The following is an 11,705-nucleotide window of genomic DNA, read 5'->3' as shown; positions in this document are numbered from 1 at the left end:
AACGCCGGACGCGCTGCTGTTTTTGTCTCTCAGGTGTAGGGTTTCTGCCCTTGGGGCGGGTGATCCTGGCTCTTTGACATTGTGATTTGAGGAAGGGAGACGCGGACGGCGTTTCGACTTGTCCTTGCGGCTCTCGCCAGACCCGCAAGGACAAGTCGAAACGCCGTCCGCGTCTCCCTTCCTCAAATCACAATGTCAAAGAGCCAGGATCACCCGCCCCAAGGGCAGAAACCCTACACCTGAGAGACAAAAACAGCAGCGCGTCCGGCGTTCGCCGGCCAACCCTGCCGCGATGTTCAGAAGGTGCGTCGTCAACCGGTCCGCTTCCGCGGCCGGCGCCGATGAACAGGGGTATACGGACCGACCCGGACCGCGTCAATCGCAAAAAACGAAGGCCGCCGTTTTTTCTTCAACCCGGCGGAACCATCCCAAGCCCTCTCGCGCCCGCATGTGGGCGCGCTGCGCCTCAATCTCGACATCCTGACCGAAGACATGATCTGTCTCGTCCGCAGCTGACCAACCGGCCATTTGGGCCTGGACGGTGTCGTAGCGACCGCGTCGACGGTGAATCTTCTGCAGGGCCAGCGAGTGAAGCGGGAGCGATACAGGATTGACGGTGCCGCGCCCGTCGCCAAAGGCGGTCCGGCGCCCCTCGATCTGTTCGAAACCGACGGCACGCGGATCGACAGGCGTGCCGTCAACATGCGGTGGTTGTGCGCCAGCTCACTGACGGGTCTCACAGGCGCGGCCCTGATCGCCGCCGCGCTCCATGTTTCGATCCACGGCGACCTCTCCTACGCAGCGATCCCCGATCAGCCGAGCGTCGCACCCCGTCTGCAACCCAGCGACGGCAGCGCCAACGTCGCCCACAAGGGTGACCGCCTCATCCGCAACCCGATGATCGCCTCGGCGCGGCAGAATTTCCGCGCCCCGGTGACGGTGCGGCTCGGCGACCGGGAGATCATCAAGGCCAAGCCCTTTGTCCGCATCACCACGCCGCTCTCCCTGACCGTCGGCACCTATGCGTCGGACGTGCCCAAGTTCGACCCCATGAAGTTCGTCTCGGATGAGCCGCAGGAGCGTGCCTCCGACGCCGCCGACTCGCCCGGCGCCGAGGTCAGCGTCGTGAAGCGGGATCTCATCGGCACCCCCGTCGATCCGTCGGCCCCCGCCTTGAGCGACGAGGACGTGACGGCCCAGGTCGAGGAGGAGCGCCGCCTTGCGGCTGAGGCGGGGCGCCGGACCACGATCCCGATCGCCCCGCAGATCATGCTGTCGCGCACCCTACAGCAGGCGGCCGGCGCCCTGGACGGCGCTCCCAAGGAGAACAACCCGTTCAAGGCGATCGAGGTGCTCGTCGTCCCGGAGAACGTGACCAAGCTCGCCAAGACCGATCTGAAACCCTCCGAGGCGCCCCTCGTGGAAGAGCGGGACATCGCCCTGGCCAAGGGCGAGACCCTCGAATCCACGCTCAAGGCCACAGGCTTCGCCACCGACGAGACGATCCGTGGCATCGTCGCGGCCCTGGGCGGTAAGGCACGGACATCCGCCCTCGTGGAAGGGCAGCAGATGCGCGTTCAGATCGCGCCCGGAGCCCAGCCGTCCAATGCGCGGCAGGTCACCCGCGTCGTTCTCTATGGGGAAACCGGGATCGAAGGCATCGCCGCCATCAACGACCGGGGGACCTTCGTCTCGGTCGCACCGCCGACGGACGATGCATCGGGGCAGAAAGCACAGGCGCAGGCCGAGCCCCCCGAGGACGACGAAGAGGATTCCGGCTCCGGACCGCGCCTGTACCAAAGTCTCTATGAGACGGCCGGCCGGCACGACATCCCGCGGGCGACGGTCGAGGACATCGTCCGGGTGTTCAGCTACGATCTCGACTTCCAGCGGCGTGTGCAGAGCGGCGACAGCCTCGACGTCTTCTATACGTATGACGAGGAGGGATCCGGCGCCGACCGCCCGGACCTGCTCTACGCCGCGCTCACCCTAGGAGGGGAGACGCGGAAGGTGTTCCGCTTTCAGTCGCCGGATGATGGATCCATCGACTATCTCGACGAGCAGGGCCGCTCCCTGAAGAAGTTCCTCCTGCGCAAACCCATCGCCGACGGAATCATGCGCTCGGGCTTCGGCTACCGGCGCCACCCGGTGCTGGGCTATGCCAAGCTGCACACCGGGGTCGATTGGTCGAACCCCATCGGCACCCCGATCATGGCTGCGGGCAACGGCCTCGTCATCCGGGCGGAGATGACCTCCGGCTATGGTCGGCGGGTCGAACTCCAGCACATCAACGGCTACGTCACGACCTATAACCACATGTCCCGGTTCGGCCGCGGGATCACTGAGGGCGTCCGCGTGCGCCAGGGCCAGATCATCGGGTACGTCGGCTCCACCGGCCTGTCGACGGGCGCCCACCTCCACTACGAAGTCATCATCAACGGCCACTTCGTGGACCCGATGAAGATCCGCGTTCCCCGTGGCCGCGAACTCGACGGACGCCTGCTCGCCGATTTCAAGCGGCAGCGTGAGCAGATCGAGGCGACCATGCAGAAGGCCAAGAGCGCCACCGCCATCGCCCAACGGGACGCCGCCACCCGCTGAGCGGTCGCAAGCGCCGAACCGCCTCATTGCGGGACGACGATCCAAACTGGGTGTCGCGACCGGCGGCGCCTTCCCGAAAAGCTGGAGCCACCGGCCGCTGACATCCCATACCGTCATTGCGAGCGCAGCGAAGCAATCCCGCGGCGCCACATTCTGAAGGGGCCCGCGACCCTGGATTGCTTCGCTTCCCTCGCAATGACGGCGAGGACTTTAAAACTCGACTGAACTCTGCACGGATCCCCCCAAGGGGAGGGCAGGGGGCGCTTCTCGAACCGGCCTCGAGAGAACCCTAGCCGGGTACGATGCGCACGCCCTCCCGGAACCAGGACCTGATCTCGTCGGCACCGACACCCGACTCACGCAACGCGGCGAGGCTCGTCGAACCCCACGACTTGGCGAGCTTGCGGCCATCCTCGTCCCGGAGCAGCGGGTGATGATGGTAGCGCGGCGTCGGAAGGCCGAGCAGACGTTGCAGCAGGACGTGGAGCCCCGTTGCCGCCTCAAGATCCGCCCCGCGCACCACGTGGGTGATGCCTTCCAGCGCGTCGTCGTGCACCACCGAAAGGTGGTAGCTGGTGGGAACGTCCCGCCGGGCGATCACCGCATCACCCCAGGCGATGGCATCCGCCAAGACCCGGTGTTCGCCGGTCGCGTCGAAGGCGAGGAATGTGATGGCACCCCGGTTCAGGGCACGGGGGAGGGCGCGCGCCATATCGAGACGCCACGTATGCGGCTCTCCCCGCTGACACCGGGCTGCGGCCTCGCCGGGATCCCGGTTCCGGCAGAGGCCGGGATACAGCGGCGCGCCGTCCGGATCGGTGGCGACCGCCCGGGCGCGGATCTCCCCACGGGAGCAGAAGCAGGGGTAGGCGAGACCTTCCTCGATCAGCCGGTCCCTGGCCGATCGGTAGTCCTCCATGTGCCGGGATTGGTGCCGCACCGGTTCCGGGTAGGTCAGGCCGAGCCAGGCCAGATCGTCGATGATCGCCTCGGCGAAGGCCGGCTTCGAGCGCGCCGGATCGATATCCTCGATCCGCAGGCGGCAGACCCCGCCGAGCGTCTCGGCGAAGCGGGCGTTCAAGAGGGCCGAGTAGGCGTGTCCGAGGTGTAGCCGCCCGTTCGGGCTGGGCGCGAACCGCAGGACGGCCTGCGTCTGACTCACCCGTCGCCGCGGCGCAGGCAGCGCAACGCCCCCGGCTCACACGCGATGCCGGGCAAGGAACAGGACGGCCCGTCCGGCCAGCGCTGGCAGACCTGACACCCGTCCGACCATTCGAGGCAGCCCGGATCGTCCGCCGCCGTCCGGGGTGCCGGACCGGACCGGTTCGGCGCCAATGCCCCCAGGAGAACGGTCACCACGACCACGGCCGCGATGCCGGCGAGGGCGACCCGTTCGCCCGCCGAATTCGATCGAGGAGACGTCTGCGACATGGGGCCTTGTTCGCGTGGCTCGCCCTGTCCTGTCAACGCGTCCCCACCGGATCACCCCCAACAGCGTCCAAGCCAACCGGGCATGCATCGCCGCGGCCGATGCCGGGGTCGGACAGCAAAATGGAAGCATTCATATCATTTTTGACCAAGCGAATCGAATCGGCAAGTCAATGAATGGTAATGGCTTAAGTTGAGCTATGTTCTCGTTGCACGACCGTAGGTTGTACGATCTGCCTCAAAGCCGGGGAGATCCGTATGGACTACCGACTGAATGCCAGCAAAAAATCCAAAATCTGAGGTTGCCCGTACGATTTGTCGCATCCGTGAATTGTGCGCCCGCCTCAGTCGGGTTATACCATGTTTCATGCGCATTTTTACGTCACACGAGCGCTAAACCGAGTCAAAGATGATGTCATCAAGCTTCGATGATCGCCTACTGTCGTTGACAGTTCAAGTCATTACGGCATACGTCGGCAATAATCATATCCAATCGGGCGACCTGCCGGACGTCATCGCGAACATCTATCGGAAGATCTCGGAGATCGAAAGCAAACGTAAGCCGATCGAGATACCGCCCAAGCTCACGCCGCAGGAAATAGAGAGATCCATCACCAAAGATTTTTTGATCTCTTTCGAGGACGGGAAGCCCTACAAGACCTTGCGGCGTCACCTCGCGATGCATGGGCTCACGCCGGATGACTACCGGGCGAAGTGGGGACTCGATGCGAGTTACCCGATGACGTCGCCGGCCTATTCAGAGCGCCGGTCGGAATTGGCCAAGGCCCTCGGCCTCGGCAAGATTCACAGGGTCCAACCGGGCCAGGGCGCCGTGACGGCGAGGGCGCAGCGCAAAGCCGTCGGATGAGGGGCAGGGCCTGCCGCCCCAGACGCTGCCCCCCGGACTCAGTCTTGGCGTCACCCCGGTGTCGAACCCGCCGCCTGCACGGTCAATAGGCCCCCCGGTCCGGCGAAGGTGTCGCGTGCCTGCCTCAATCGGCTCCGATAGGCTGCTTCCGAAGGCTTCCGCGCCGTCCGGCCGGCGGGAGCGCCCCTGTTCGGAGCATCGTATGACGACTCGCCTTCCCCTCGCCGCGATCCTTGCCGTCCTGCTCGGCGGGACCGCCTCCGCGCAGATGGTGCGGACCGAGCCGCAGGATGTGCCGGCCAAGGAGGCGCCGGCCAAGGAAGGGCCGACCAAGCAGGTGCCCCTCAGCCGGGGCGAGGTGCAGCTCTCCTTCGCGCCGGTGGTGAAGCGCGCGGCGCCCTCGGTGGTGAACGTCTACGCCTCGCATGTGGACAAGCGCTCCAGCGCGCGCACGAGCGCGATGGAGGAGTTCATGCGCCGCTTCTTCGGCGAGCCTGATGGCGGTCGCGGCCCCCGGGGCGAGCGGGCACAGAAGTCCCTGGGTTCGGGTGTGCTGGTGGATGGGTCGGGGCTGATCATCACCAACGCCCACGTCATCGACAACATGAACGAGGTGCGCGTCGCCCTGGCGGACCGGCGCGAGTTCGAAGCCTCCATCGTCCTGCGGGATAGCCGCACGGACCTGGCGGTGCTGCGAATCAAGGAGCCGCCGGGCGGCCTCGCGCCGATGCCCTTCGGCGATGCGGATCGGCTCGAGGTCGGCGACTTCGTGATGGCGATCGGCAACCCGTTCGGCGTGGGCCAGACGGTGACACAGGGCATCGTCTCTGCCCTGGCACGGACGCAGGTCGGCTCGGCCGACTACCAGTACTTCATCCAGACCGACGCCGCGATCAATCCGGGCAATTCGGGTGGCGCCCTAGTCAACCTCCAGGGCCAGCTCGTGGGCATCAACACGGCGATCTACTCCCAATCCGGCGGCAGCCACGGCATCGGTTTCGCGATCCCGGTCGGCATGGTGAAGGCGGTCGTCATGGCGGCCAGGGACGGCCAGACCGTGGTACGCCGCCCCTGGCTTGGGGCGAGGATCCAGAACGTCACCCCCGACATCGCCGACAGCATGGGCCTCGACCACCCGACCGGCGTGCTGGTGGCGAGCCTCCAGCCCAAGAGCCCGGCGGAGGAGGCGGGGCTCAAGCGCGGCGACCTGATCCTGTCGGTGGACGGCCAGCCGGTGGATGATCCGGAGGCGTTCGGCTACCGCTTCGCCCTCAAAGGCATCACCGGGCAGACCAAGCTCGGCATCCTGCGCGGCACAGCCCGCCAGGTGGTGGCGGTGAAGCTCACGACGGCACCCGAGACGCGCCCGCGGGATCCGCTGAAGGTCCGCGTGCCGTCGCCGTTCTTCGGGGCCACCCTGGTCAACACCTCTCCGGCGGTGGCGGAGGATCTCCAGGTCGATTTCGCCGTCGATGGGGTGGCCGTCGACTCGGTGGACGACAACACCACCGCGGCCCGGGCCGGTCTCCAGAAGGGCGACGTCGTCGTCTCGGTCAACGGCATGCCGATCACCACGACGAAGGACCTCGCCAAGGCGATCGCCATGGGAACGGGGATCTGGCAGATCGCCATCAACCGCAACGGCGAAATGATGACCTCGATCTTCAGGGGTTGATCGCGGGCGGCCGCTTGCGCGCCGGGGGACAAGCGGTGTTGATGCCGGGATGCCTGATCTGTTCGGTTCGGCCGAGTCCGGCCCGCCCCCGGAATCGCCGCAGGAAAGCGGCGTCAACCGCCCCCTCGCCGACCGGCTGAGGCCGCGCTCCCTCGGCGAGGTGGTCGGGCAGGAACACCTCACGGGGGAGGGCGGCGCCCTGACCCGCCTGCTGCGCGGGCGCAGCCTCGGCTCGTTGATCTTCTGGGGCCCGCCCGGCACCGGCAAAACCACGGTGGCGCGTCTGCTCGCCTCCGCGACTGACCTGCATTTCGAGCAGATCTCGGCGATCTTCTCCGGCGTGCCGGATCTGCGGAAAGTGTTCGAGGCAGCCCGCAAGCGTCGGGCTCAGGGACAGGCCACCCTGCTTTTCGTGGACGAGATCCACCGCTTCAACAGGGCCCAGCTCGATGCCTTCCTGCCCGTGATGGAGGACGGCACCGTCACCCTCATCGGTGCCACGACCGAGAACCCGTCCTTCGAGCTGAACGCAGCCCTCCTCTCCCGCGCCCGGGTCCTGCTCTTCCGTGCCCTCGACCCGGGGGCGATCGCGCGTCTCCTGGCGCGGGCGGAGGATCTCACCGCCCAGGCCCTGCCCCTGACGGAGGAGGCGCGGGCGGTCCTCGTCCGCATGGCCGACGGGGACGGCCGGGCGGCGCTGACCCTCGCCGAAGAGGTCTGGCGCTCGGCGGCTCCGGGGGAAACCTTCGACGCGGACGGGCTGCAGCAGGTCGTCCAGAGGCGGGCGCCCGTCTACGACAAGGCGCAGGAGGGGCATTACAACCTCATCTCCGCGCTCCATAAGACGGTCCGCGGCTCGGATCCCGATGCGGCCCTTTACTACCTATGCCGGATGCTCGATGCCGGGGAGGACCGGCTGTTCATCGCCCGGCGCCTCGTGCGCATGGCGGTCGAAGATATCGGGTTGGCGGACCCTCAGGCCCTCGTCGTCGCCAACGCGGCCAAGGACGCCTTCGATTTCCTCGGCAGCCCGGAGGGCGAGTTGGCCCTCGCCCAGGCGGCGATCTACCTGGCCTGCGCCCCGAAATCGAATGCGGTCTACACCGCCTACAAGGCCGCGACGCGCCTCGCCAAGGACGCCGGCTCCCTGCCGCCGCCGCGGGTGATCCTCAACGCGCCGACCAAGCTGATGAAGAAGGTCGGCTACGGCGAGGGCTACCGCTACGACCACGACGAGCCCGACGCCTTCTCCGGCCAGGATTACTGGCCCGACGCGCTCGGCCGGCAGCACCTCTACGAGCCGACCGAGCGGGGCTTCGAGACTCGCCTCGCCGAACGCCTCGCCCGCTGGGACGAGTTGCGACGGCTACGGGGGGGGCAGGGGTAGGGGGCGGATCGCGCTCGCCGGCCACGCCGTCATTGCGAGCGAAACGAAGCAATCGAGGGTGGCGCTCCGTCTGGTGAACGTGGCGCTGCTGGATTGCTTCGCTTCGCTCGCAATGACGGGGGTACGTCACATCTCCCGCCAAAACGGTGAATGTCTCCGTTCACTCGTCCTCGGAGAGTGCGGCGAAAGCCATAGCCAGGGCGTCGGCTTCGGCCTCACTGAGGTCGCTGATGCACAGATGCTCGCCGACGAAGAGCGTCCAGACCCCGTCGTAGGTGGCTTCCTTGCGGATCCGCATGGCTGGGCTCCGGCCTCGCTCGCGGAACAACGCAGCGCGGCATGCCATGTTGCACGCCGCCGCGCGCCTATTCTGCCGCGGCGGGGAGGGGCTGCCGGCCCTCGATCCAGGCGGCGAGGTCGGACCGGGCCCGGTCGGTGAGGGCCTTCTTCTTCAGCGCAGCCTTCTCAGGACCGCGCAGGCGGCGCCCCGCTTCGCCCCGGGGCATCCGGTCCAGGGGCGGGAACAGGCCGAAATTGACATTCATCGGCTGGAAGGAGCGCGGGCCCGCGGGCTCCTCGGCCGACATGTGGCCGCCGGTGATGTGGCCAATGAGGGCGCCCAGCGCAGTGGTCTGCGGCAGGGGCTGGAGCGTTGCTGCGGCGGCATCGGCGACAGCGAAGCGGCCGGCCATCAGCCCGACCGCCGCGCTCTCCACATAGCCCTCGCAGCCGGTGATCTGCCCGGCGAAGCGCAGGGTCGGCCGGGCCTTCAGGCGCAGGGTCGCATCCAGGAGGCGCGGGCTGTCGAGGTAGGTATTGCGATGCAGGCCGCCCAGCCGGGCGAACTCGGCCTTCTCCAGGCCGGGTATCGTCCGGAAGATCCGCACCTGTTCCGAGTAGGTCAGCTTCGTCTGGAAGCCGACCATGTTGTAGAGGGTGCCCAGCGCGTTGTCCTGCCGGAGCTGGACGATGGCGCAGGGCTTCCTGTCCGGAGCGCGGGGGTTGGTGAGACCCACCGGCTTCATCGGGCCGTGGCGCAGGGTCTCCGGGCCCCGTTCCGCCATCACCTCGATGGGCAGGCAGCCATCGAAATAGGGCGTGCCCTCCCACTCCTTGAAGCCGATCTTGTCGCCGGCCACGAGGGCCGCGACGAAGGCATCGTACTGCTCCCGGTCCATGGGACAGTTCAGATAGTCCGCACCGGTGCCGCCGGGTCCCGGCTTGTCGTAGCGCGACTGGAACCACGCCACGTCCATGTCGATGGACTCGCGGTGGACGATGGGCGCAATGGCATCAAAGAAGGCGAGGGACTCGGCCCCCGTCAGCGCCCGGATGCCCTCGGCCAGCGCCGGAGCGGTCAGGGGACCGGTGGCGATGATACAGGGCCCCCACTCTTCCGGCGGAAGCCCGGCGACCTCCTCGCGCACCACGGTGACGTTGGGATGCTGCGCGAGGGCAGCGGTGACGGCCGCGGAAAAGCCGTCCCGGTCGACGGCCAGCGCCCCACCCGCCGGAACCTGATGGGCATCGGCGGCCTGCATGATCAGCGAACCCAGGCTGCGCATCTCCTGATGCAGCAGCCCCACGGCGTTGCCGTTGGGATCGTCAGACCGGAAGGAATTGGAGCAGACGAGTTCCGCCAGCCCGTCGCTTCGGTGGGCTTCGGTGCCACGGACCGGCCGCATCTCATGGATCACGGCGCGATGCCCGGCTTGCGCGACCTGCCAGGCGGCTTCGGACCCGGCGAGACCGCCGCCGATGATGTGAATGGTGTGCGTCATGCCCGAAAATAACGGAGGGCCGCCCCCCGGATCAACGGGTGACGGCCCTGAAAGCGTCCGTTCGGCCGAAAGTCGGCGATCAGTGACGGGCAATGCCCGGGATGTCGCTGCGGCTGATGCCGAGATCGGCGAGATCGCGATCCGACAGGCGGGAGAGCTGGGAGACCGTATCGCGGTAGCGGAGGTAAGCGCGGACACGGGACAGAACGCTGCGGGCGGCAGACATGGAACTCAATGGCCTCTGATGAGGCAGGGGATGCCGACGGGAACGGCACCGCTGCCTGTTGTTGATGCAACGCACATATAATCCTGCTGCGCCGCATCGTCAGGTCCATGGTCAAGCATCTGATCTGCGCTGATGACATAACGCGCTTAAGGAAACGGCAACCTCACGGGTTGATCATTCTGTGAGCGCATGCGCATGCGCCGCATCGGACGGCAAAAGGCGCCCCATCGGCTGATGGAACGCCTTTTGCAGGTGCGAGATCGGAACCGATCTTAGTAGAACGGGCGCGGCCCGTAATAGCCGTAGGGCCGGTAGTAGGGCCGCGGGCGGACATAGCCGTAGCCGCCATACACGCCGACCGGACGCCCCCAATAGGGGCGGGGGCCATAGCCGAAGTTCGGGCGGCACACGCCCCACGGGTTCGGGTGGAACCCCGGGCCGCAGCCGCCGGCCGCCTCGGCTGTCCCGGCCAAACCTAGGCCGCCGGCCAGGGCGGCGGCGAGGATCGCGGGTTTGACGAGGGCTTTGGTGCGAAGGACGCTCACGAATGCCATGACAGGACCTCCATCGTCTCCCGGCGGCGGGCGCCGGTTCGTAGGGAGAATCAGCCCGCCGACCTGAACTGGTCCTGAGATTACGGTTGTCGAACTTGCAGGGTCGAGGCGTTTTCGCGGCGAGGTTGTGGCAACCTCAATGGACCGATGGCGTCCGCAGAAACTTGTCCCGGTCGCCGGAGACTACCGTGAGCAGCACCGCCCTGCCGTCCCGCTTGACCGTCAGCGGGATCCGCGCCCCAGCCTCACCCAGGGCCCAGATGGACCTGAACATGGCGGCGAGATCCGAAACCGGCTCGCCGGCGACCGCCGCGACGACGTCGCCACCCTGGAGGCCGGCCGTCTCCGCCGGGCCGCCATCGGCCAGCCCCATGATGACGATGCCTTCCTCGCTCTCCGTCGCGTAGAGGCCGAGCCACGGGCGCGGCGGCCGGTTCGCGCGTCCCCGGGTCCTGAGGTCGTCGAGGATGGGCGGCAGGAGGTCGATGGGGACGATCATGTTGATCGCCCGTCCGGCCGCCTGCCCGCCCTGCTGAAGCTGCAGCGAACCGATCCCAAGGAGGTCGCCCTTCGGGCCGATCAGCGCCGTCCCGCCCCAATGGGGATGCGAGGGCGCCGTGAACAGCGCTTCATCCAGGACGTATTCCCAGTAGCCCGCGAATTCCTGCCGGGCGATCACCTCGACGGCCACGCTGTGGCTGCGTCCGCCGCCGCCCGCGAGCACCGCCCGATCGCCGATCTTGAGGGAGGCAGACCGTCCCAGCCGTAGCACCGGGGTGCCGAGGTCGCCGAGGGCCTGGACGAGGCCGAAGCCGGTGGCGGCATCGAAGCCGAGGACATGCCCCGGCACGGAGCGTCCTTCCCGGGTCGTCAGCCAGACGCTATCGGCCTCGGTGACGAGATAGCCGATCGTGAGCACCAGCCCGTCCTCGCCGATGACGACGCCGTTGCCGGCCCGCTCGGTGCCGAGGGTCTCCGCGGTGAACCCGTCCTCGGGCACACGACTCGAAAGGGACAGGACCGCGCCGATCGCCTTGTCGAGGTCGTAGCTGTAGTCGGCGGTCTTCGGCTGAACCTGGACCGGGATTTTTCGTTCGCCCTGCATCATCGGCGCCCCTTCGCCTTGCCCGACCGGCGGTGCCTCCGGAGAGGCGCCCATGCCGAAGCCTCCCTTAAGTAGGAAGC

The 11,705-nt window shown here is 67.6% G+C and carries 11 protein-coding genes; 4 read left to right on the top strand and 7 right to left on the bottom strand.

Features of this window, described 5'->3' with window-relative positions:
• Positions 1–588 precede the first annotated feature (588 nt).
• Positions 589–2,601 carry a M23 family metallopeptidase gene (locus tag MFF22_RS22260; RefSeq protein ID WP_238252812.1) on the top strand — a complete coding sequence of 671 codons (2,013 nt, stop codon included), beginning with the start codon at positions 589–591 and terminating at the stop codon, positions 2,599–2,601.
• Between the two features lie 289 nt (positions 2,602–2,890).
• Here MFF22_RS22260 and gluQRS read toward each other — a convergent pair whose 3' ends face one another.
• Positions 2,891–3,763, bottom strand: coding sequence for a tRNA glutamyl-Q(34) synthetase GluQRS (gene gluQRS, locus MFF22_RS22255; RefSeq protein WP_238252801.1), 873 nt, complete (start codon positions 3,761–3,763; stop codon positions 2,891–2,893).
• Entirely contained in the window at positions 3,760–4,032 is a 273-nt protein-coding gene (locus tag MFF22_RS22250) for a hypothetical protein (RefSeq protein ID WP_238252800.1), read from the bottom strand. Before MFF22_RS22250 ends, gluQRS begins: the two co-directional genes overlap by 4 nt.
• 406 nt (positions 4,033–4,438) lie before the next feature.
• Here MFF22_RS22250 and MFF22_RS22245 point away from each other — a divergent pair, with 406 nt between their 5' ends.
• The 3 genes from MFF22_RS22245 (at position 4,439) to MFF22_RS22235 (ending at position 7,959) form a co-directional block, all read left to right on the top strand.
• Positions 4,439–4,897, top strand: coding sequence for a Ros/MucR family transcriptional regulator (locus MFF22_RS22245; RefSeq protein ID WP_238252799.1), 459 nt, complete (start codon positions 4,439–4,441; stop codon positions 4,895–4,897).
• A 202-nt stretch (positions 4,898–5,099) separates the two neighbouring features.
• Positions 5,100–6,572 (top strand): Do family serine endopeptidase, encoded by a 1,473-nt coding sequence (locus MFF22_RS22240; RefSeq protein ID WP_238252798.1) that lies wholly within the window; start codon positions 5,100–5,102, stop codon positions 6,570–6,572.
• A gap of 49 nt (positions 6,573–6,621) precedes the next feature.
• Positions 6,622–7,959 (top strand): replication-associated recombination protein A, encoded by a 1,338-nt coding sequence (locus MFF22_RS22235; protein ID WP_238252797.1) that lies wholly within the window; start codon positions 6,622–6,624, stop codon positions 7,957–7,959.
• Positions 7,960–8,119: 160 nt separating this feature from the next.
• On the opposite strand, the gene MFF22_RS22230 is transcribed toward MFF22_RS22235, so the two are convergent.
• The 5 genes from MFF22_RS22230 to MFF22_RS22210 form a co-directional block, all read right to left on the bottom strand.
• Positions 8,120–8,257 carry a hypothetical protein gene (locus MFF22_RS22230; protein WP_238252796.1) on the bottom strand — a complete coding sequence of 46 codons (138 nt, stop codon included), beginning with the start codon at positions 8,255–8,257 and terminating at the stop codon, positions 8,120–8,122.
• Positions 8,258–8,324: 67 nt separating this feature from the next.
• On the bottom strand, positions 8,325–9,740 hold the full coding sequence (gene trmFO, locus MFF22_RS22225; protein ID WP_238252794.1) for a methylenetetrahydrofolate--tRNA-(uracil(54)-C(5))-methyltransferase (FADH(2)-oxidizing) TrmFO: 1,416 nt from the start codon (positions 9,738–9,740) through the stop codon (positions 8,325–8,327).
• A gap of 79 nt (positions 9,741–9,819) precedes the next feature.
• Positions 9,820–9,966 (bottom strand): DUF1127 domain-containing protein, encoded by a 147-nt coding sequence (locus MFF22_RS22220; protein WP_238252792.1) that lies wholly within the window; start codon positions 9,964–9,966, stop codon positions 9,820–9,822.
• Between the two features lie 272 nt (positions 9,967–10,238).
• The gene (locus tag MFF22_RS22215; RefSeq protein WP_238252790.1) at positions 10,239–10,520 is read right to left on the bottom strand and encodes a GCG_CRPN prefix-to-repeats domain-containing protein; all 282 of its coding nucleotides are present in this window, start codon (positions 10,518–10,520) and stop codon (positions 10,239–10,241) included.
• 136 nt (positions 10,521–10,656) lie between these two features.
• Positions 10,657–11,628, bottom strand: coding sequence for a S1C family serine protease (locus MFF22_RS22210; RefSeq protein WP_238252810.1), 972 nt, complete (start codon positions 11,626–11,628; stop codon positions 10,657–10,659).
• Positions 11,629–11,705: the final 77 nt, after the last annotated feature.

This window comes from Methylobacterium persicinum (assembly GCF_022179525.1).
Taxonomy (GTDB): domain Bacteria; phylum Pseudomonadota; class Alphaproteobacteria; order Rhizobiales; family Beijerinckiaceae; genus Methylobacterium; species Methylobacterium persicinum.
This window is presented reverse-complemented; position numbering and strand designations above follow the sequence as displayed.

Excerpts from the sequence above, each read along its gene's own strand:
- MFF22_RS22230 (WP_238252796.1), bottom strand. The coding sequence starts at position 8,257 with ATGCGGATCCGCAAGGAAGCCACCTACGACGGGGTCTGGACGCTCTTC.
- MFF22_RS22210 (WP_238252810.1), bottom strand. The coding sequence starts at position 11,628 with ATGATGCAGGGCGAACGAAAAATCCCGGTCCAGGTTCAGCCGAAGACC.
- MFF22_RS22235 (WP_238252797.1), top strand. The coding sequence starts at position 6,622 with ATGCCTGATCTGTTCGGTTCGGCCGAGTCCGGCCCGCCCCCGGAATCG.
- MFF22_RS22220 (WP_238252792.1), bottom strand. The coding sequence starts at position 9,966 with ATGTCTGCCGCCCGCAGCGTTCTGTCCCGTGTCCGCGCTTACCTCCGC.
- trmFO (WP_238252794.1), bottom strand. The coding sequence starts at position 9,740 with ATGACGCACACCATTCACATCATCGGCGGCGGTCTCGCCGGGTCCGAA.
- MFF22_RS22250 (WP_238252800.1), bottom strand. The coding sequence starts at position 4,032 with ATGTCGCAGACGTCTCCTCGATCGAATTCGGCGGGCGAACGGGTCGCC.
- MFF22_RS22215 (WP_238252790.1), bottom strand. The coding sequence starts at position 10,520 with ATGGCATTCGTGAGCGTCCTTCGCACCAAAGCCCTCGTCAAACCCGCG.
- MFF22_RS22245 (WP_238252799.1), top strand. The coding sequence starts at position 4,439 with ATGATGTCATCAAGCTTCGATGATCGCCTACTGTCGTTGACAGTTCAA.
- MFF22_RS22240 (WP_238252798.1), top strand. The coding sequence starts at position 5,100 with ATGACGACTCGCCTTCCCCTCGCCGCGATCCTTGCCGTCCTGCTCGGC.